Source organism: Rhizobium sp. LC145 (genome assembly GCF_001005825.1).
Classification (GTDB): domain Bacteria; phylum Pseudomonadota; class Alphaproteobacteria; order Rhizobiales; family Rhizobiaceae; genus Neorhizobium.
Genome location: NZ_LBHV01000002.1, coordinates 547,063 through 566,441, shown reverse-complemented (window position 1 = coordinate 566,441; position 19,379 = coordinate 547,063). Strand labels below are relative to the sequence as shown.

Genomic DNA, 19,379 nt, shown 5'->3' with positions numbered 1-19,379 from the left:
AGTCCATCGATAGTTGAGTTTCAGGAGACGGCGGAACCGCAAGGCGGGCGTCGGGGAGGGTATGCCATGACGATGAATACAGACGCCGTGAGCGATCTTGCGGCAACAGAACTCGAGCAGCCGGTACGCGGCTCGGTGTGGATGCGGCCGATAGAGATGACCTGCGCGGCCTTGCTCACTTTCATCATCGCGATCCTGCTGATCGGGGTCATCGCGCGTTATGTATTCTCGTCGCCGATCATCTGGGGAGACGAGACGGCATCCATCGCTTTTCTCTGGCTGGCAATGCTGGGTGCGGCAATTGCCATCGATCGTCATGAGCATCTGCGGTTGACGGTGTTTCTCAACCTCCTCAGCGAACGCAGCCAAAAATTCGTCACCACTCTCGGGCTCCTGCTGACAGCCGTTTTCCTTGGCAGTCTTCTCTATCCGGCGGTCGAATATGCGATCGAGGAAAGCTACGTCACCTCGGCCGCTCTCATGATCCCCATGAGCTGGCGTGCGTCGGCCCTTCCCGTCGGACTTGCCATGATGTTGGCCATGGTACTCCTTCACGGCGTTCGTCTCGGCAATGTCAGAATGCTGCTCGCTGCGGCGGCGGTGATCGGCGGGGTGGCAGGCGCGTTCTGGGCTTTGACACCCGCGCTCCAAATGCTCGGAAATTGGAATATCGTCCTCTTCCTGGTATTTGGCGTCGGCGCGCTGCTGATCATGGGTGTTCCGATCGCCTTCTGCTTCGGGCTCGGCGCGCTTTCATTCCTGACCTTCGCAAGCAATGTGCCGATCTTTGTGATCGTCGGCCGCATGGACGAGGGCATGTCGAGCATCATTCTACTCTCGGTACCGATCTTCGTGCTGCTCGGCTGCATTCTCGATGCCACCGGCATGGGCAAGGCGATCGTCGAATTCCTGGCCTCGCTGCTCGGGCATGTGCGCGCCGGCATGTCCTATGTGCTGCTCGGCTCCCTCTTTCTGGTGTCGGGCATCTCCGGTTCGAAGGTCTCCGACATGGCGACGGTTGCGCCGGCCTTGTTTCCGGAGATGAAGCGGCGTGGCCATAAGCCGCCGGAAATGATCGCGCTTCTGGCGACCGGGGCGGCGATGGCCGAGACCGTGCCACCATCGATCGTGCTGATCGTCTTGGGTTCGGCAGCGGGCGTTTCGATCGCCGGGCTGTTCACCGCCGGTTTTGCCATCGCCATGGTGCTGCTCTTGGTGCTGGCAGTACTCGCCCGTTTCAAGTCCCGGCATGAATCCATGGCGGGCGTGAAGCGTGCGTCCTTCGTAACCATCCGCAAGGCTGCCTTGGTCGCCGCGCCGGCTCTGCTGCTACCCTTCCTGATCCGCAGTGCGGTTGGCGGTGGCGTGGCGACGGCGACCGAAGTCTCCACGATCGCTGTCGTCTATGCGCTCATCATCGGCGCAGTGCTTTACGGAGGCATAGGATTTCGCAGGCTTTATTCCATGCTGGTGGAAACCGCAGCCCTTTCCGGCGCGATCCTCATCATCCTGGGCTGCGCTTCCGCGATGGCCTGGGCACTGACACAGACCGGCTTTGCCTTCCAGCTTGCGCAAGCGGTTACCGATCTGCCGGGTGGCTGGCTCTCGTTCATGGCGGTGACGATCGCGATCTTCATGGTGCTCGGCTGCGTGCTGGAAGGCCTGCCGGCTATCGTGCTGATGGCGCCGATCATGTTCCCGATCGCCAAGACGCTCGGTATCAACGATGTGCACTATTCCATGGTCGTGGTGACGGCGATGAACATCGGCCTCATCGCGCCGCCGATCGGCATCGGTTTCTACATTGCCTGCAAGATCGGCGCCGTTTCGCCGGACGAGGCCATGAAGGCGATCTGGCCCTATATCGGCGCGCTCCTGATCGGGCTCGTTCTGATCGCGGTCTTTCCGATCCTGTCGACGGCCTTCCTATGATCGGGCGACAGGTTCGTCCGCACGGGCCGAAGCCACGAGCGAGGCGCGGATGCGACGCTTGCCGACTTCAATGACATGACGCATGGCTGCGATCGCCCTTTCCGGATCGCGAGAGGCGATCGCGTGGACAATGCGCAGATGGTTGGTCGCAACCTCGTCGATCTTCTCAGGCGAGGCGGCGGGCGATGAAAGCTGGAAGGAAATGGCAAGCGCGGCTTCGATCAGCGCGCTTGCAGCCCGCATGAACGGGTTGCCGGACATGTGAGCGATCGCCAGATGGAATTCGAGATCGACCTTGGCGACCGTTTCGGGCGTATGGGAAAGATCGTCGAACCGGGCGGCGATCGCGTAAAGTGTCACGATATCGTCGCTTGTCGCCCGCAGGGCGGCGGCGGCCGCCGCAGCGGGCTCCAATGCCATGCGCATTTCCGCAAGATGCTCGATGAACTCGAAATCGAGCCCCGCCTCGCAACGCCAGCTCAAGACGTCCGAATCAAAGAAATTCCAGCTCGCGCGGTCGAGAACGCGCGTGCCGACCTTAGCTTTCGGTTCGACCAGGCGCTTGGCGGCGAGCGTCTTCATGGTTTCGCGCAGCACAGTCCGCGAGACACCGAAGCGGGCGGAAAGCTCGGCGTCGCCAGGAAGCAGGGAGCCCTCGGGGATCTTTCCAGAGACGATGGCACTGCCCAGCTCGGCCACGACATGAGCATGGCTGTTCCTGCGCTTGCGCCCTGTGATTGTCGTCTCCAGAAGTCCCATTATGCCACCAAACGTCCCTCGGCCATGCGCCTGTTTGAATACCAGATGATTCCCCGCTGCAAGACAATGAAGGCGAACAGCAGGACGCCGATCACGATCTTCGTCCACCAGGAGGACAGGGTTCCATCGAATACTATATAGGTCTGGATCAAGCCCTGGATGAGAATTCCCACGAAAGTGCCCGCCACGAGCCCTGTGCCCCCGGTCAGGAGCGTGCCGCCGATGACGACGGCGGCAATCGCGTCGAGTTCGACGCCAACCGTCGCCAGCGAATAGCCGGAGGATGTGTAAAGGGTATAGGCGATGCCGGAAAGCCCCGACAGAAAACCGGAAAGCGCATAGATGCCGATCGTGGTCGGACCGACCGGTACTCCCATCAGCTCGGCCGATTGCTGGTTGCCGCCGAGCGCGTAAACGTTCGCGCCGAAGCGGGTGCGGCCGGCGATGAAGGCGCCGATGATGAAGACCGCAAGCATCAGCATGGCCATGGCGGTCAGCCGCCCGCCGCCGGGGAAGCGGAAATAGAAGCCCTGGATGGCATCTATCATGGGATGCGAGATCGGCACCGATTCCGTCGAGATCAGATAGGCCGCGCCGCGGGCCAGGAACATGCCGGCGAGCGTCACCACGAAGGGCGGGATGGCGAGAAAGCGGATCATCGCACCCATCAGGCTGCCGAAAAGCGTGGAGATCACCAGCGCCGCTGCAAACGCCACCAGCGGATGAATTCCGAGCGAGCCGACCATCACCGCGACGAAGACGCTGGTAAAGGCGATGACCGAACCGATCGAAAGATCGATGCCGCCTGAAAGAATGACGAAGGTCATGCCGACCGCCGCGATGCCGAGAAAGGCATTATCGGTCAATAGGTTGCCGATCACGCGCGTCGACAGCATGTTCGGGAATTGTATCACGCACAAAATATAGGCGATGACGAAGATCGCGAGCGTGGCGGCGAACGGGAGATTGCGGCTGTGGATCATCGTGCCGTTCCTTCCGCCTTGGCGGCCGTGGTCTGCCGGCGCGCAGGTCTCAAAAAGCCAAGAAGACTCATGATTGCCGGTGATTGAAGCGTGAGGACCACGATGATGATTCCGGCCTTGATGATGAGATTGAACTCGGGCGGAAAGCCCGAAACCAGGATTCCGGTGTTGATCGACTGGATGATGAGCGCACCGATGAGAGAGGCGAGAATGGAGAAGCGCCCGCCATTGAGAGACGTCCCGCCGATGACGACGGCAAGGATCGCGTCCAGCTCCAGCCAGAGGCCGGCATTATTGGCGTCGGCGCCACGGATATCGGCGGTGACGATGAGACCGGCGACGGCTGCCATGATGCCGGAAACCGCATAGACGAAGAAGAGCAGGAAGCGCGCGCGGATACCGGCAAGCGTTGCAGCCCGGCGATTGATGCCCGTCGCCTCGATCAGGAAGCCGAGCGCGGAATTGCGCACCAGCAGGCCGATCAGCAATGCGGCACCGACCCAGATGAGGACCGGGATCGGAACGCCGGCAAGCGAGCCGGAGCCGATCGCGGCAAAGTCGTCATTGTTGAAGGTAAGGATGACGCCCTCGGTAATGAGCTGGGCGATGCCGCGACCTGCAACCATCAGGATAAGCGTTGCGATGATCGGCTGGATATCGAGAACCGCGACAAGCAGCCCGTTCCAGAGCCCGCAGGCGAGCCCGACACTCAGAGATACGAGGATCACATAGGGGAGGGGATAGCCGTTGCTGATAAGCGTGGCGGCTACCGCGCCGCAGATCGCGATGACCGCGCCAATCGAAAGATCGATGCCGCGGGTCGCGATGACGAGTGTCATGCCGATTGCCAGAAGCGCCACCGGTGCGGCGCGCACCAGGACGTCGATCAGGCTGCCGTAAAGCCTGCCATTCTGAAACGAGACGTTGAGAAAGCCCGGCGCTATCGCCGTGATCGCGGCGAGAATGACCGCCAGCGCTATGATCTGAGGGGCGATGCGCCTGATGCGCCTTGCGATACGGTTGATCATGCGGCCTCCGGGGTCGTAGGCGTCGCGATCGCGTGCATGATGTTATCGGCGGTCACTTCGTTGCCTCTCAGTTCGGCAACATGCCGCCGGTCGGAAAGCACGACCACTCGATGGGCGATTGCCGTCAGTTCCTCGATTTCGGAAGAGATGACGATAAGCGACATGCCGTCGGCGCAGAGCTTGCCGATCATCTTGAGGATTTCCGCATGCGCGCCGATATCGATACCGCGGGTGGGTTCGTCGAGGATGAGGAGGCGTGGGTCGGTGGCCAGCCAGCGGGCCAGGATGGCTTTCTGCTGATTGCCGCCGGAAAGGAATTTTATAGGTCGGTTGGCATCCGCGGGGCGGATATCGAGGGACTTGATGAAGCGTTCCGCAAGAGCGGCCTTCTGGCGGGAAGAGAGCGGCTTTGCCCATCCCTGGCGCGCCTGCAGGGCAAGTGCGATGTTATCGGCCACGGAAAAATCACCGATGATCCCGTCTGACTTCCGCTCTTCCGGGCAGAAACCAAAACCCTTGGAGATCGCCGCTTCCGGCGAGGTGAGCTTCACCTCGGCATCGTCGACGCTCACCGTGCCGCTGTCGGCCCGATCGATACCGAAGAGGAGAAAGGCGGTCTCGGTGCGGCCGGAGCCGAGGAGGCCGGCAATGCCCACCACCTCGCCGGGGCGGATTTCGAGATCGAAAGGCGCGACACTGCCGCGCTTGCCGTATCCTGAAAATCGGATCGGCGCCGCGCCGGGTGCTAGCGTTTCATCGCTCGCTTGCTGTTCGCGAGTGATGTGCTGCAGCTCGCGGCCGAGCATCATCGAGATCAGCTCCATGCGCGGAAGACCCGAGATATCGCGGCTGCCGACCAGCCGGCCATTGCGCAGAACGGTGACACGGTCGGCGATCGCGTAAACCTGATTGAGGAAATGGGTGATGATGATGATGCCGAGCCCTTCGTCCCGAAGCTGCCGCAATACGGCGAACACCATCTCCACTTCATGCGTATCGAGGCTGGCGGTCGGTTCGTCGAGTACCAGAACCTTGCCGGAGAGATCGACGGCGCGGGCAATCGCGACGATCTGCCGGACGGCGACAGAGTAGGAGGAGAGCAGGGCATCCACGTCGATGTCGAGACCGTAGCGCTGTAACAGAGCTCGGGCGCGGCGGCTCATCTCGCGCCGATTGACGAGGCCGAGACGGCGCGGCTGCCGGCCGAGGAAGAGATTTTCGGCGACCGTCAGGTTCTCGAGGAGGTTGACCTCCTGGTAGACGGTGCCGATTCCGAGCGTCTGGGCCTCGCCGACATTTCCCGGCGCAACGTCCGCGCCATCGAGGTGAATCGTCCCGCGATCGCGGGTGTAGACGCCGGTGAAAATCTTGATGAGCGTGGATTTTCCCGCACCGTTTTCACCGAGCAGCGCATGGATCTCTCCGCGCTTCAGGCTGAAATCAACGCTGTCGAGCGCGGCGATGCCGAGGAAGCTTTTGCCGATCCCACGCGCTTCCAGGAGGGATTGGAATTCCGACATGATCAATTCCCGCATTTGTCTGAGAAACCGGAGCGACAGTTCATATCGCTCCGGTCGTTGTGCCCGGGTCTGGTCCCGGGCAGCGGGAGATCAGTAGCCGAGGCCTTTCTTCGCCTCATAGACCTTCATCGGGTCGTCAGCGGCGGTGTAGAGCTTCGATTCGGTCTGGATCCACTTCGGCGGTTCCTTCTTGTCCTTCAAATAGGCGTCGAGGGCGTCGAATGCCGGGCCGGCCATGTTCGGCGTCAGCTCGACGGTGGCATTGGCCTCGCCGTCCGCCATTGCCTTGAAGATGTCCGGAACCGCGTCGATCGAGACGATCTTGATGTCCGAGCCAGGCTTCAGGCCAGCTTCCTTGATCGCCTGGATGGCGCCGACGGCCATGTCGTCGTTATGGGCATAGACCGCACAGATATCCTTGCCGCCGCCCTCGGCCTTGATGAAGCTTTCCATCACTTCCTTACCCTTGGTGCGGGTGAAGTCGCCGGTCTGCGAGCGCGCGATCTTGATATTGGCATGCGAGGCGATCCCTTCCTCGAAGCCCTTCTTGCGGTTGATGGCAGGCGAAGAGCCCGTCGTGCCTTGAAGCTCGACGACCTTGCAATCCTTGTCGCCGACTTCCTTGGCAAGCCATTCGCCGGCGACCTTGCCTTCATGCACCTGGTCGGAGGTGACGGCCGTGAGATAAAGATCGTCCGGCGCCTCGATCTGGCGGTCGAGCAGGATGACCGGGATATTCTCCTCCTTGGCTTCCTTCAAAACGGCATCCCAGCCGGTGGCGACCACCGGCGCGATCAGGATCGCGTCGACGCCCTGCGCGATGAAGCCGCGCACGGCCTTGATCTGGTTTTCCTGTTTCTGCTGGGCGTCGGCGAACTTCAGATCGACGCCGCGCTTTTCGGCTTCCTGCTTGGTAACGGTCGTCTCAGCGGCGCGCCAGCCGGATTCGGAACCGATCTGCGAAAAACCGACTGTAAGTGATTGCGCGGAAACGCTTGAAGCCATGCAAGTGGCGAACGCCACGGTGAGCGTCGCAAGTGCCTTTCTCATCTTTAATCCTCCCAGAGATGAAATAGCAATAACGTCGAGCAGAATGAGCATATCGTATTACTTTTGCAAGCGATATTTCCTTCAGTTTTTTCATCTCGCCGAAGTGCGCTTTAAAAGAAACTGAAATAAGCCGTTGAAACTGAATAATTATTTTTGCGATAGCTTAGCTATGAGGTGCGCGAGCCTCGCCTTTCGCCAGCTTGACAATGAAGGCAGCAATCCAATAGTGCTATTTTATATCCGCTGCAGCCAGCAGGCGTCGGCGGGAGGAGCGCGGGGCGACGTCCCGTTGGAAAAACAACGTTTTGCAGGTCGATTTCTAATGCTGCGAATTCTTCAGGTACTGGATGGCGCCGGCGCGACGAAGGTCGTCGCCTGGGATGGGCAAGGGGTGGCGCGTGTCGTCAATGGCGTTTCCTCCACTTATGATCTTGCCATGCAGGCGATCGCGGCCGGGCAATCGCTCGCCGGAAAGATCGCCGCACTGGGGCAGGCCGATGAGATCGATCTGAAGAGGGCGACGGACGAGGGGCGGCTTGCCCTGCCGGTTTCCCATCCCGATCCGGCGCATTTCATCGTCGCGGGGACGGGCCTCACGCATCTCGGCTCGGCAGATGGCCGCGACAAGATGCACAAAGCTGCTCAGTCGGCTGAAAAGCCCACCGATTCCATGCGCATGTTCCTGATGGGCGTCGAAGGTGGCAAGCCGAAGCCCGGCGAGGAGGGCGTGCAGCCCGAGTGGTTCTACAAGGGTGATGGTTCCCAACTGCGGCCGACCGGCGCCGATCTCGTTTCTCCCGCCTTCGCGCTCGACGGTGGCGAGGAGCCAGAGCTTGCCGGCATTTATATTATAGGGCCGGACGGTACGCCGTTTCGCCTCGGCTTCTGTCTTGCCAACGAATTCTCCGACCATGTGACGGAGAAGGGCAACTACCTCTGGCTCGCCCATTCCAAGCTGCGCCAGGCGGCGCTTGGGCCCGAGCTTCTGGTCGGCGATCTTCCGGACCATGTCGAGGGTACCTCGCGTGTTCGCCGCGGCAATGAGGTAATCTTCGAAAAGCCGTTTCTGTCGGGCGAGGCGAACATGTCGCACACGATCGCCAATCTGGAGCATCATAACTTCAAATATGACCTCTTCCGCCGTCCAGGCGACCTGCATGTGCACTTCTTCGGCACGGCGACCCTCTCCTTCTCGGAAGGCATCAAGACCGAGCCGGGCGACGTCTTCGAAATTTCGGCTGCACCCTTCAAGCTGCCGCTCGTCAACAAGCTTACGGTAGCGGCTGCGACCTCCGTCGCGGTGCGCAAGCTTTGAGGAGCGAAGCCATGGCGCCCATCCGTCTTGCCATTGTCGGTCTTGGGAAGATCGCGAGGGATCAGCATCTCGCCGCAATCGAGGCCACTGAAGGGGTCGAGCTGGTTGCCGTGGCAAGCCGCAATGCGTCGCTGGAAGGTGTTCCGAGCTTTCACGATATTTCGGAACTGTTGGCTTCCGACATCAAGATAGGCGCGGTGTCGCTCTGTACGCCGCCGCAGGGCCGTTTCGCCCTGGCGAAAGCGGCGCTCGACGCGGGCAAGCACGTGATGCTTGAAAAGCCGCCCGGCGCGACGATTTCGGAAGTCTTCGCGCTCGACGCGCAGGCGCAGGCGAAGGGCCTCAGCCTCTTTTCCACCTGGCACTCGCGTTCGGCTGCAGCCGTTGAGCCGGCACGCGCACTTTTGGCCGAGCGCACGATCCGCAAGGTTCATGTGGAGTGGAAGGAAGACGTTCGCCACTGGCATCCGGGTCAGGATTGGATCTGGGAACCGGGCGGCCTCGGCGTCTTCGATCCCGGTATCAACGCGCTGTCCATCGTCACGCGCATCATGCCGGAAAGTTTCCACCTCGTTCGTTCCGACCTGTCCTTCCCCGAAAATCGGGCCGCCCCGATCGCGGCAAACCTTGCATTCGAAACCGCGTCAGGCTTGCCTGTAACGGCGGAGTTCGACTGGCGGCAGACCGGTCCGCAGACCTGGGATATCCGCGTCGAGACCGACGAGGGCCCGGTGGTGCTGACCCATGGCGGCAGCCGGCTTTCGGTTGACGGCAAGGACCAGATCGTCGAAGAAGATCGCGAATACCGCAATCTCTATCGGCATTTCGTCTCGCTTGTCGGCGAGCGCCGTAGCGATGCGGATTTTTCACCGCTCGTCCATGTGGCCGACGCTTTTATGCTCGGCCGCCGCCATGTCGTCGAGGCGTTCGACGACTGACGCCCCTTATCTACCCGCTATCACGAGACCGAGACCGATGAGCAATTCAGAGAACCTGCCTTCAACCGAGATCGCCGAAACGAACGCGAAGCGCGGAGAAGTGCGCAAGCTGCGCTCGCGCGCATGGTTCGACAATCCGGCCAATGCCGACATGACGGCGCTCTATCTCGAGCGCTACATGAACTTCGGCCTCAGCCAGGCCGAATTACAGTCGGACCGGCCGATCATCGGCATCGCCCAGACAGGTTCGGATCTCTCCCCGTGCAACCGGCATCACCTTGAGCTTGCCAAGCGCCTGCGTGAGGGGATCCGCGAAGCGGGTGGCATCGCCATCGAGTTTCCGGTTCATCCGATCCAAGAGACAGGAAAGCGCCCGACCGCCGGTCTCGACCGCAATCTTGCCTATCTCGGCCTCGTGGAAGTGCTCTACGGCTATCCGCTCGACGGCGTTGTGCTGACGATTGGTTGCGACAAGACCACGCCGGCCTGTCTCATGGCGGCGGCCACCGTCAACATTCCCGCGATCGCGCTCTCCGTCGGCCCCATGCTGAACGGCTGGTTCCGCGGCGAACGCACCGGTTCCGGCACCATCGTCTGGAAGGCTCGTGAACTTCTCGCCAAGGGCGAGATCGACTATGCCGGCTTCGTGAAGCTCGTTGCCTCGTCGGCGCCGTCCACCGGCTACTGCAACACCATGGGCACGGCCACCACCATGAACTCGCTTGCCGAAGCGCTCGGCATGCAGCTTCCCGGTTCCGCCGCCATCCCGGCGCCTTATCGCGACCGTCAGGAGGTTTCCTACCTGACCGGTCTCAGGATCGTGGAAATGGTGAAAGAGGACCTGAAGCCCTCCGACATCATGACGAGGGAAGCCTTCATCAATGCCATCCGCGTCAATTCGGCGATCGGCGGCTCGACCAATGCCCCGATCCACCTGAACGGCCTCGCGCGCCACATGGGCGTCGAGCTCAGCGTAGACGACTGGCAGAAGTACGGCGAAGAGGTTCCGCTGCTCGTCAACCTGCAGCCGGCCGGCGAATATCTCGGCGAGGACTACTATCACGCCGGCGGCGTTCCGGCCGTCGTCAACCAGCTCATGGGCCAGGGCCTCATCCATGAGGACGCCATGACGGTGAACGGCAAGACGATCGGCGAGAATTGCCGCGGCGCTATCATCGAGGACGAGAAGGTCATTCGTCCTTACGAGCAGCCGCTCAAGGAGCGCGCGGGCTTCCGCGTGCTGCGCGGCAACCTGTTCTCCTCGGCGATCATGAAGACCAGCGTCATTTCGCCGGAGTTCCGTAACCGCTATCTCTCGAATCCGAACGATCCGGATGCCTTCGAGGGCCGTGCCGTGGTGTTCGACGGACCGGAGGATTACCACAAGCGTATCGACGATCCGTCGCTCGGTATCGACGCCAACACCGTCCTCTTCATGCGCGGGGCCGGCCCGATCGGCTATCCGGGCGCGGCGGAAGTCGTGAACATGCGCGCGCCCGACTACCTGCTCAAGGAAGGCGTCACGTCGCTGCCCTGCATTGGCGATGGCCGCCAGTCGGGCACGTCCGGCAGCCCTTCGATCCTCAACGCCTCGCCCGAAGCGGCGGCCGGCGGCGGGCTTGCGCTGCTCAAGACCGGCGACCGCGTCCGCATCGATGTCGGCCGTGGCAAGGCGGACATCCTGATCTCGGACGAGGAGCTTTCCGCGCGTCGCAAGGAACTTGAGGCGCAGGGCGGTTATCATTATCCGAAGCATCAGACGCCGTGGCAGGAAATCCAGCGCGGCATCGTCAGCCAGATGGAGACGGGCGCGGTTCTCGAGCCCGCCGTGAAATACCAGCGGATCGCACAGACGGAAGGAATTCCGCGCGACAACCACTGAGTTGGAAAAAGGCGGTGGCAGAAGCGGCCGCCTATAACTCGGCAGGCTCAGAGGGAGCCGAGCCAAAAGGAGGAGAAGTCATGAAACTGCTGAAATATCTGACGGCCGCAGCAATGCTGGCCTCGGCGGCTCTGGCAATGCCGGCCGCCGCGCAGGACAAGGGTCTGGTCGGCGTCGCGATGCCCACCAAGTCCTCGGCTCGCTGGATCGCCGATGGCGACAATATGGTGAAGGTGCTGCAGGAGCGCGGCTACCAGACCGATCTCCAGTACGCGGAAGACGATATTCCGAACCAGCTGTCGCAGATCGAGAACATGATCACCAAGGGTGCCAAGGTGCTCGTGGTTGCATCGATCGACGGCACGACGCTGTCCGACGTGCTGCAGCAGGCAGCCGATCAGGGTATCAAGGTCATCGCCTATGACCGCCTGATCCGCGATACGCCGAATGTCGACTACTACGCCACCTTCGACAACTTCCAGGTCGGCGTGCTGCAGGCGCAGTCGATCGTGAAGGCACTCAAGGCCGATACTGAAGCAGGCCCCTTCAACATCGAGCTCTTCGGTGGCTCGCCGGACGACAACAATGCCTACTTCTTCTACGATGGCGCGATGAGCGTGCTGCAGCCGCTGATCGACAAGGGCACCCTCGTCGTCGGCAGTGGTCAGACCGGCATGGATAAGGTTGCTACCCTTCGCTGGGACCCGGCAACTGCGCAGGCCCGTATGGATGCTATCCTTTCGTCGACCTATTCCGATAAGAAACTGGATGCCGTTCTGTCTCCTTATGACGGTCTCTCGATCGGTATCCTGTCTTCGCTGAAGGGCGTCGGCTACGGCTCTGGCGACATGCCGATGCCGTACGTTTCCGGTCAGGATGCTGAAGTCCCGTCGGTCAAGTCGATCATCGCGGGCGAGCAGGGTTCCACCATCTTCAAGGACACCCGCGATCTCGCCAAGGTGACGGTCGACATGGTCGATGCCGTGATGAGCGGCAAGGAGCCGGAGGTTAACGACACCAAGACCTACAACAACGGTGTCAAAGTCGTCCCGTCCTACCTGCTGAAGCCGGTCGCTATCGACAAGACCAACTGGCAGACGCTCGTCGAAGCTGGTTACTACACCGAAGACCAGCTGAAGTAATTTTGAAAGGCCGCGCGGTTTAAGGACCGCGCGGCCCATTTTCTGTTGGGAGTGGGTCATGCTTGATCCCGTATTATCTGCGGTGGAAAAACCGCCCATTCTCGAAATGCGCGGCATTTCGAAGAGCTTCGGCGCCGTCAAGGCGCTTTCGGACGTCAGCTTCACCGTCAAGGAAGGCGAGATCCACGCGCTCGTTGGCGAAAACGGCGCCGGAAAGTCGACCCTGATGAAGGTTCTATCGGGTGTCCACCCGCATGGCGCCTATGAGGGCTCCATCCTTTTCGACGGTGAAGAGCGTCGTTTCCGCGACATCAACGATTCCGAAAAGCTCGGCATCATCATCATCCATCAGGAGCTCGCGCTCATTCCGCTGATGTCGATCGCCGAGAACATCTTTCTCGCCAATGCGCCGTCAAAATTCGGCGTGATCGACCGCGATATCCGCTACGTCCGCACCAAGGAATTGCTTGCAAAGGTTGGCCTCACCGAGGCACCGGAAACGCTGATTACCAATCTCGGCGTCGGCAAGCAGCAGCTGGTCGAGATCGCCAAGGCCTTGTCCAAGGACGTGCGCCTCCTGATCCTCGATGAGCCGACTGCGTCGCTCAACGAAACAGACAGTGCGGCATTGCTTGAGCTCTTGAAGGAGTTCCGCCGCCACGGCATCACCTCGATCATGATCAGCCACAAGCTGAACGAGATTACCGAGGTCGCCGACCGCATCACCGTCCTGCGCGATGGCAAGACAGTTGGCACGCTTGATTGCCACGAAGGCGCAGTCGACGAGGACGAGATCGTGCGCCGCATGGTCGATCGTGATCTCGAAAGCCGCTATCCGAAGCGCACGCCGAAGATCGGCGACGTGATCTTCGAGGTCGAGAACTGGTCCGTACACCATCCGCAGCATGTGCATCGCAAGGTCGTCAAGAATGTTTCGATGAAGGTCCGTGCCGGCGAAGTCGTCGGCATTTCCGGCCTTATGGGGGCAGGGCGCACCGAGTTTGCCATGAGCGTATTCGGCAAGGCCTGGGGCCGCGATATTTCCGGCACGGTCAAGATCCACGGCAAGGAAGTCGATACGTCGAATGTCCACCGCGCCATCAAGGCAGGGCTGGCCTATGTCACGGAAGACCGAAAGCAGCTGGGGCTGATTCTTGCGGAAGACATCCGCAAGAATATCTCGCTTGCTCATCTGGGCGGTGTATCGACCGGCGGCGTGATAGACGACATCAAGGAAATGAAGGTGGCACAGGAATTCCGCACCCGTATGCGGATCCGCAGCCACAACGTCTATCAGGAAACCGGCAAGCTTTCTGGCGGCAACCAGCAGAAGGTTGTGCTGTCGAAATGGCTGTTCACAGGTCCGGATATCCTGATCCTCGACGAGCCGACGCGTGGCATCGATGTCGGCGCCAAATACGAAATCTATTCCATCATCAACGAACTTGCGGATGCCGGTAAAGCTGTCATCGTGATCTCGTCGGAAATGCCTGAGCTCATTGGCACCTGCGACAGGATCATGGTCATGCACGAAGGCGAATTCGTCGGCGAAGTCGCCGGCGAAGAGGCAACGCAGGAAAATATCATGCGCGCCATCATGCGCCGCAAGGGGAATTAATCATGAGCACTCCACAGGAAGCAATTTCAGCTCCCAAGAGGGGGACCGGTTTCTGGAAGGACAATCTTCGCGATTACGGCATGCTGATCTCGCTGGTTGTGATCGTCATCTTCTTCCAGATCGCCACCGGCGGTATTCTACTCAGGCCGCTCAACGTCACCAATATCGTGCTGCAAAACAGCTATATCGTCATCATGGCGCTCGGCATGCTGATGGTGATCGTGACGGGCCATATCGACCTGTCCGTCGGCTCCGTCGCCGGCTTCATCGGCGGTCTCGCCGGCCTGCTGATGGTCAGATGGGGCGTCAATCTGCCAGCTGCCATCTTCATCTGCCTGGCTGTCGGCGGCTTGATCGGCGCCATTCAGGGCTATTTCGTCGCCTATTTCAAGATACCGTCGTTCATCGTGACGCTTGCGGGCATGCTGGTCTTCCGCGGTTTCATGATCGCCATTCTCGGCAGCCAGGCGATCGGGCCGTTCCCGCCGATCTTCCAGAAGCTGTCCTCCGGTTATGTGGCCGAGCTGATCTCCGCGGGTACCGGTTTTTACGCGACCTCGTTCATCGTCGGCCTGATCCTCGCTGCCTTCCTGATCTGGCAGAACTTCAAAAACCGCTCGCGGCGCATTGCACATGATGTGGAAAGCGAGCCTTTCGGCTTCTTCGTCGCCAAGAACATTCTCGTCTTTGCTGCGATCGCTTACGTCGCCTACCTGATTTCTTCGCATCGTGGTCTGCCCAACGTTCTGATCATCATGGCGGTGCTGATCGTTGCCTACGGCTTCTTCACCAATCGCACCATCATCGGCAGGCAGATCTATGCCGTTGGCGGCAATGCCCGCGCAGCGGAGCTTTCCGGCATCAAGGCCACGCGTCTGGTATTCTGGACCTTCGTCAACATGGGCGTGCTGGCGGCTCTCGCGGGTCTCGTCGTTGCCGCCCGCTTGAACAGTGCCACGCCGAAGGCCGGCACGGGCTTTGAGCTCGACGTTATCGCCGCCTGCTTCATTGGTGGTGCATCCGCCTATGGCGGCGTCGGCAAGGTGACGGGTGCCGTCATCGGCGCGTTCCTGATGGGCGTGATGAACAACGGCATGTCGATCCTCGGTATCGGCATCGACTACCAGCAGGTCATCAAGGGCTTGGTGCTGCTCGGCGCCGTCTGCGTCGACGTCTATAACCAAAGGCGATAAGCAGCGCGCTTGAACGGTTGAATGCGGCCGGCTGAAAAGCCGGCCGTTGTTTTTGCGGTCTTCAGATCGAGATTTTAGCAAGCTCGCCCTGAACCCTGAGCAGGGCCGGGAGATATTTTTTGGCGATCTCCTGCATCGGTTCCTGGTTTGCAGGAAGGCCGACATTGAGCGCTGCGATGGTCTGGCCACGGGCGTCGAAGAGCGGGACCGCCAGCGATCGCAGGCCGATTTCCACCTCCTGATCGATCTGCGCATAACCCCGCGCTCGCGTTGCCGCGAGCTCGCGCATCAGCGCTTCGATATCTGTCAGTGTCTTCTCCGTTCTTGCGATGAGCGGTTTGGCTGAAAGGATCTGCCGCGCCCTTTGCTCGTCGAGCGCAGCAAGCAGCACCCGTCCCATGGATGTGCAATAGGCCGGAAGCCTGGAGCCTGGCATGAGCGCAATGGACATGACCCGCTGCTGGGCCGCGCGGGCAACATAGACGATCTCCCCTTCGTCAAGGATGGAGACGGAGGTGCTCTGACCGATTTCCTGCGAAAGCCGGTCGAGCCATGGCTGCACGAGCCGCGGCAGCGGCATTGTGGCGAGACAGCCCGTACCCAGTCTCAAGACGCGCGGTGTGATCGTGAAGAATTTGCCGTCGTAATCCGCATAGCCGAGTTCGGCCAACGTCAGTAGGCAACGCCGGGCCGTCGCTCGGTCCAACCCGGCAATTTCGGCGGTTTCGGAGATGCTGAGACGCGGGCGCTCGGCGCTGAAGGCTTCTATGACCTTCAAGCCCTTGGCGAGGCTCCCCATCATGTCGCGCTCTTTCATCTGCGTGGCTGCCTTTTTGTGCGATATTCGAACAAAGTACATATAGCGCACAAATTGATTGCCGTCGATGATCCTCCGCCGTATTTCTGAGCTTGTGGACTGCGCGGCTTGGCAGGCCATAAATGGGAGAAGACCAGATGGACAAAACAATCGGGAGCCTGGCGGAAGCTGTGGCCGGCATAGGTGATGGTGCCACGATCATGATCGGCGGCTTCGGCGGCTCCGGCGCCCCGATCGAACTCATCCATGCCTTGATCGACAGGGGACCTAAGGGGCTCACGGTCATCAACAACAACGCGGGCAATGGCCGGATCGGCATCGCGGCGATGATCGACGCCGGCATGGTCCAGAAGATGATCTGCTCCTTCCCCCGTTCCTCCGATCCGCGCGCCTTCACGGAAAAATACCTCGCCGGCGAGATCGAGCTTGAATTGGTTCCACAGGGGACGCTTGCAGAACGCATACGCGCCGGCGGCGCCGGCATCCCAGCCTTCTACACGCCGACGAGCTACGGCACCGAACTTGCGGAGGGTAAACCGATCGCCGAGTTCGACGGTCGGAAATATGTGCAGGAACGTTGGCTGAAGGCCGACTTCGCGATCATCAAGGCGCATGTCGGCGATACCCACGGCAACCTCATCTACAACAAGGCGGGTCGCAATTTTAACCCGCTGATGTGCATGGCGGCGGAAAAGACGATCGTCCAGGTTTCGAAGATCGTGTCGCCGGGAGGCATAGACCCGGAGCAGGTCGTAACTCCTGGCATCTTCGTCGATCATGTCGTCGAAGTGGCCGACCCGCAGCAGGAAGAAGAACTCATCCAGGCCGGAGTGGCATACGTATGATCCCCGATACGAACGCAATCGAGACCCGAGAAGACATCAAGCTTTCCAATGCGCAGATCGCCTGGCGCGCGGCGCAGGACATCGCAGATGGCGCCTATGTCAATCTTGGCATAGGTTTTCCGGAAATGGTGGCTCGTTACCAGCCGCCGGGCCGGGAAGTGATCTTCCACACGGAAAACGGCATTTTGAACTTCGGCGAAGCGCCGCCGAAGGGCGAGGAAGACTGGGATCTGATCAATGCCGGCAAGAAGGCCGTCACGCTGAAGCCGGGTGCTGCCTTCTTCCACCATGCAGACAGCTTTGCCATGGTGCGTGGCGGTCACCTCGACGTCGCCATCCTGGGAGCCTATCAGGTGGCGCAAAACGGAGACCTCGCCAATTGGCGCGTGGGCAGCAAGGGTGTGCCGGCCGTCGGCGGTGCGATGGACCTCGTGCACGGCGCCAAACAGGTCTTCGTCATCACCGAGCATGTGGCAAAGAACGGTGAGCCGAAATTGGTGGAGAAATGCACGTTTCCACTGACCGGCGTCGGCTGCATCACGCGCGTCTATACCAGCCATGCGGTGGTGGATATCAAGGACGGCCATTTCGTGCTGCGCGAGAAGCTGCCTGCCATGACGATAGAGGAACTGCAGGCTATGACTGGTGCGCCATTACACGTGGAAGGCGCGGTGGCCGACCTCGTCGTGCCGGAGCTTTGAGGAGGACGCCATGACCGAAGCCTATATCTGCGATTATATCCGTACGCCCATCGGCCGCTTTGGTGGGTCGCTTTCCTCCGTCCGTGCCGACGATCTTGGGGCCATTCCCATCAAAGCGCTGATGGAACGCAATGCCAAGGTGGATTGGGAGGCAATCGAGGACGTCATCTTCGGCTGCGCCAATCAGGCGGGGGAGGACAACCGCAATGTCGCACGCATGTCGCTGTTACTGGCGGGTCTTCCCGTCTCCGTGACCGGAACCACGATCAACCGCCTTTGCGGCTCGGGCATGGATGCGGTGATTACCGCTGCCCGAACTATCAAATCCGGCGAAGCCGAGCTTATGATCGCTGGCGGCGTGGAGAGCATGAGCCGCGCGCCGTTCGTCATGCCGAAGGCAGAAACTGCCTTTTCGCGCAATGCGGAGATCTACGACACGACGATCGGCTGGCGTTTCATCAACCCGCTGATGAAGAAGCAATATGGCGTGGATTCCATGCCGGAGACGGGCGAGAACGTCGCGGAAGACTTCAAGGTGAGCCGCGAAGACCAGGATGAATTTGCCCTTCGTAGTCAGGCGAAGGCCGCCGCCGCACAGGCAAACGGTCGTCTGGCGAGGGAAATGACTTCTGTGACGATCCCGCAGCGCAAGGGCGATCCGGTCGTGGTCGAGAAGGACGAACATCCGCGCGTAACGACGATCGAGGCGCTGGGCAAATTAGGTACGCCCTTCAAGAGGGAGGGCGGTACGGTGACGGCGGGCAATGCCTCCGGTGTCAATGATGGCGCCGCCGCACTCATCATCGCCTCGGAAGCCGCGGCAAGGAAGCACGGTCTGACGCCGATCGCGCGTATCCTTGGTGGTGCGACGGCAGGCGTCCCTCCACGGATCATGGGTATTGGCCCGGCACCGGCCTCACAGAAACTGATGGCGCGCCTCGGGCTTACGCAGGGCCGGTTCGACGTGATCGAACTCAACGAGGCCTTCGCCAGCCAGGGCCTCGCCACGCTGCGCCAGCTCGGCATTGCCGACGATGACGTTCGCGTCAACAAGAACGGCGGCGCGATCGCGCTCGGCCATCCACTCGGCATGTCGGGCGCTCGCATCACCGGCACGGCCGCACTCGAACTGCAGCTTTCCGGCGGCAGGTTCGCACTCGCCACCATGTGCATCGGCGTTGGTCAAGGCATCTCGATCGCGCTCGAACGGGTGTAAACCAAGGACGGCCGGCACCCGCCGCCCTGTGAAAGGCGGCGGGCATCTCTAGACGCATCAATCGTCGTCGGAGGAGGAGTTCGAGCTCGAATTGCTGGATGAGTTGGACGAGCTGTTCGAGCTGGAATTACTCGAAGAGTTCGAATTGCTATTGGAACTCGAATTACTGGACGAATTGGAATTGCTGTTGGAGCTTGAATTGGAGTTCGAGTCGCTCGACGAATTCGACGAGCTGTTCGAATTCCGGTTCGAACTGGAGTTCGACCAGCCTTTCCGGCCATCATCCCGACTACGACGGGAAGAGGCATAGGTTGCCTTGCCGCTGTGGAACGATTTGTCGAGGAAGCGCGTGAGCGGATCATCGGCATTGGCCGGTGCGGGAGTCACGCCCCCTAGTGCCAGAAAAGCACTCAACATTGCGATGACTTTTTTCATGGTGT

The 19,379-nt window shown here is 60.8% G+C and carries 17 protein-coding genes; 11 read left to right on the top strand and 6 right to left on the bottom strand.

All coding sequences use genetic code 11. The features are described 5' to 3' along the window. The first annotated feature begins 66 nt into the window (after positions 1-66). On the top strand, positions 67-1,932 hold the full coding sequence (locus YH62_RS07325) for a TRAP transporter large permease subunit (protein ID WP_046793496.1): 1,866 nt from the start codon (positions 67-69) through the stop codon (positions 1,930-1,932). Here the strand turns inward: YH62_RS07325 and YH62_RS07320 are convergent. The 5 genes from YH62_RS07320 to ytfQ all read right to left on the bottom strand — a co-directional run bounded on the left by YH62_RS07320 (position 1,927) and on the right by ytfQ (position 7,272). After that, on the bottom strand, positions 1,927-2,691 hold the full coding sequence (locus YH62_RS07320; protein ID WP_046793495.1) for a FadR/GntR family transcriptional regulator: 765 nt from the start codon (positions 2,689-2,691) through the stop codon (positions 1,927-1,929). The two genes, YH62_RS07325 and YH62_RS07320, sit on opposite strands and share 6 nt — an antisense overlap. Further along, positions 2,691-3,674: a galactofuranose ABC transporter, permease protein YjfF gene (yjfF, locus tag YH62_RS07315; protein ID WP_082118277.1), complete on the bottom strand. Its 984-nt coding sequence runs from the start codon at positions 3,672-3,674 to the stop codon at positions 2,691-2,693. Before yjfF ends, YH62_RS07320 begins: the two co-directional genes overlap by 1 nt. Continuing rightward, on the bottom strand, positions 3,671-4,702 hold the full coding sequence (locus YH62_RS07310) for an ABC transporter permease (RefSeq protein WP_046793494.1): 1,032 nt from the start codon (positions 4,700-4,702) through the stop codon (positions 3,671-3,673). The genes yjfF and YH62_RS07310 overlap by 4 nt, the downstream gene beginning before the upstream one ends. Next, positions 4,699-6,222, bottom strand: a complete 1,524-nt coding sequence (locus YH62_RS07305) for a sugar ABC transporter ATP-binding protein (protein ID WP_046793728.1) — start codon at positions 6,220-6,222, stop codon at positions 4,699-4,701. Before YH62_RS07305 ends, YH62_RS07310 begins: the two co-directional genes overlap by 4 nt. Before the next feature lie 90 nt (positions 6,223-6,312). Further along, positions 6,313-7,272, bottom strand: a complete 960-nt coding sequence (ytfQ, locus tag YH62_RS07300) for a galactofuranose ABC transporter, galactofuranose-binding protein YtfQ (protein ID WP_046793493.1) — start codon at positions 7,270-7,272, stop codon at positions 6,313-6,315. A 322-nt stretch (positions 7,273-7,594) separates the two neighbouring features. Here ytfQ and araD1 point away from each other — a divergent pair, with 322 nt between their 5' ends. From araD1 to mmsB, 6 genes are all read left to right on the top strand, one after another. Continuing rightward, positions 7,595-8,587: an AraD1 family protein gene (gene araD1 / locus YH62_RS07295; RefSeq protein ID WP_046793492.1), complete on the top strand. Its 993-nt coding sequence runs from the start codon at positions 7,595-7,597 to the stop codon at positions 8,585-8,587. An 11-nt stretch (positions 8,588-8,598) separates the two neighbouring features. Continuing rightward, complete coding sequence (locus tag YH62_RS07290) at positions 8,599-9,525, top strand: Gfo/Idh/MocA family oxidoreductase (RefSeq protein WP_046793491.1); 927 nt, start codon at positions 8,599-8,601, stop codon at positions 9,523-9,525. A 37-nt stretch (positions 9,526-9,562) separates the two neighbouring features. Then, positions 9,563-11,407, top strand: a complete 1,845-nt coding sequence (locus YH62_RS07285) for an IlvD/Edd family dehydratase (RefSeq protein ID WP_082118276.1) — start codon at positions 9,563-9,565, stop codon at positions 11,405-11,407. An 80-nt stretch (positions 11,408-11,487) separates the two neighbouring features. After that, positions 11,488-12,549 (top strand): multiple monosaccharide ABC transporter substrate-binding protein, encoded by a 1,062-nt coding sequence (gene chvE / locus YH62_RS07280; protein WP_046793490.1) that lies wholly within the window; start codon positions 11,488-11,490, stop codon positions 12,547-12,549. A 58-nt stretch (positions 12,550-12,607) separates the two neighbouring features. Further along, a complete protein-coding gene (gene mmsA / locus YH62_RS07275) occupies positions 12,608-14,167 on the top strand; it encodes a multiple monosaccharide ABC transporter ATP-binding protein (protein ID WP_046793489.1) in 1,560 nt (519 codons plus the stop codon). Positions 14,168-14,169: 2 nt separating this feature from the next. Further along, entirely contained in the window at positions 14,170-15,360 is a 1,191-nt protein-coding gene (gene mmsB / locus YH62_RS07270) for a multiple monosaccharide ABC transporter permease (protein WP_046793488.1), read from the top strand. A gap of 61 nt (positions 15,361-15,421) precedes the next feature. Here mmsB and YH62_RS07265 read toward each other — a convergent pair whose 3' ends face one another. Continuing rightward, the gene (locus tag YH62_RS07265) at positions 15,422-16,177 is read right to left on the bottom strand and encodes an IclR family transcriptional regulator (RefSeq protein ID WP_046793726.1); all 756 of its coding nucleotides are present in this window, start codon (positions 16,175-16,177) and stop codon (positions 15,422-15,424) included. Between the two features lie 137 nt (positions 16,178-16,314). Between YH62_RS07265 and YH62_RS07260 the strand changes: the two genes are divergently transcribed. The 4 genes from YH62_RS07260 (at position 16,315) to YH62_RS30050 (ending at position 19,249) form a co-directional block, all read left to right on the top strand. Continuing rightward, complete coding sequence (locus tag YH62_RS07260) at positions 16,315-17,022, top strand: 3-oxoacid CoA-transferase subunit A (protein WP_046793487.1); 708 nt, start codon at positions 16,315-16,317, stop codon at positions 17,020-17,022. Then, complete coding sequence (locus YH62_RS07255; protein WP_046793486.1) at positions 17,019-17,723, top strand: CoA transferase subunit B; 705 nt, start codon at positions 17,019-17,021, stop codon at positions 17,721-17,723. Before YH62_RS07260 ends, YH62_RS07255 begins: the two co-directional genes overlap by 4 nt. 10 nt (positions 17,724-17,733) lie before the next feature. Then, entirely contained in the window at positions 17,734-18,939 is a 1,206-nt protein-coding gene (pcaF, locus tag YH62_RS07250; protein WP_046793485.1) for a 3-oxoadipyl-CoA thiolase, read from the top strand. A 91-nt stretch (positions 18,940-19,030) separates the two neighbouring features. Continuing rightward, complete coding sequence (locus tag YH62_RS30050; protein WP_156176935.1) at positions 19,031-19,249, top strand: hypothetical protein; 219 nt, start codon at positions 19,031-19,033, stop codon at positions 19,247-19,249. The last annotated feature ends 130 nt before the right edge of the window (positions 19,250-19,379 follow it).

Excerpts from the sequence above, each read along its gene's own strand:
- YH62_RS07325 (WP_046793496.1), top strand. The coding sequence starts at position 67 with ATGACGATGAATACAGACGCCGTGAGCGATCTTGCGGCAACAGAACTC.
- YH62_RS07320 (WP_046793495.1), bottom strand. The coding sequence starts at position 2,691 with ATGGGACTTCTGGAGACGACAATCACAGGGCGCAAGCGCAGGAACAGC.
- yjfF (WP_082118277.1), bottom strand. The coding sequence starts at position 3,674 with ATGATCCACAGCCGCAATCTCCCGTTCGCCGCCACGCTCGCGATCTTC.
- YH62_RS07310 (WP_046793494.1), bottom strand. The coding sequence starts at position 4,702 with ATGATCAACCGTATCGCAAGGCGCATCAGGCGCATCGCCCCTCAGATC.
- YH62_RS07305 (WP_046793728.1), bottom strand. The coding sequence starts at position 6,222 with ATGTCGGAATTCCAATCCCTCCTGGAAGCGCGTGGGATCGGCAAAAGC.
- ytfQ (WP_046793493.1), bottom strand. The coding sequence starts at position 7,272 with ATGAGAAAGGCACTTGCGACGCTCACCGTGGCGTTCGCCACTTGCATG.
- araD1 (WP_046793492.1), top strand. The coding sequence starts at position 7,595 with ATGCTGCGAATTCTTCAGGTACTGGATGGCGCCGGCGCGACGAAGGTC.
- YH62_RS07290 (WP_046793491.1), top strand. The coding sequence starts at position 8,599 with ATGGCGCCCATCCGTCTTGCCATTGTCGGTCTTGGGAAGATCGCGAGG.
- YH62_RS07285 (WP_082118276.1), top strand. The coding sequence starts at position 9,563 with ATGAGCAATTCAGAGAACCTGCCTTCAACCGAGATCGCCGAAACGAAC.
- chvE (WP_046793490.1), top strand. The coding sequence starts at position 11,488 with ATGAAACTGCTGAAATATCTGACGGCCGCAGCAATGCTGGCCTCGGCG.
- mmsA (WP_046793489.1), top strand. The coding sequence starts at position 12,608 with ATGCTTGATCCCGTATTATCTGCGGTGGAAAAACCGCCCATTCTCGAA.
- mmsB (WP_046793488.1), top strand. The coding sequence starts at position 14,170 with ATGAGCACTCCACAGGAAGCAATTTCAGCTCCCAAGAGGGGGACCGGT.
- YH62_RS07265 (WP_046793726.1), bottom strand. The coding sequence starts at position 16,177 with ATGAAAGAGCGCGACATGATGGGGAGCCTCGCCAAGGGCTTGAAGGTC.
- YH62_RS07260 (WP_046793487.1), top strand. The coding sequence starts at position 16,315 with ATGGACAAAACAATCGGGAGCCTGGCGGAAGCTGTGGCCGGCATAGGT.
- YH62_RS07255 (WP_046793486.1), top strand. The coding sequence starts at position 17,019 with ATGATCCCCGATACGAACGCAATCGAGACCCGAGAAGACATCAAGCTT.
- pcaF (WP_046793485.1), top strand. The coding sequence starts at position 17,734 with ATGACCGAAGCCTATATCTGCGATTATATCCGTACGCCCATCGGCCGC.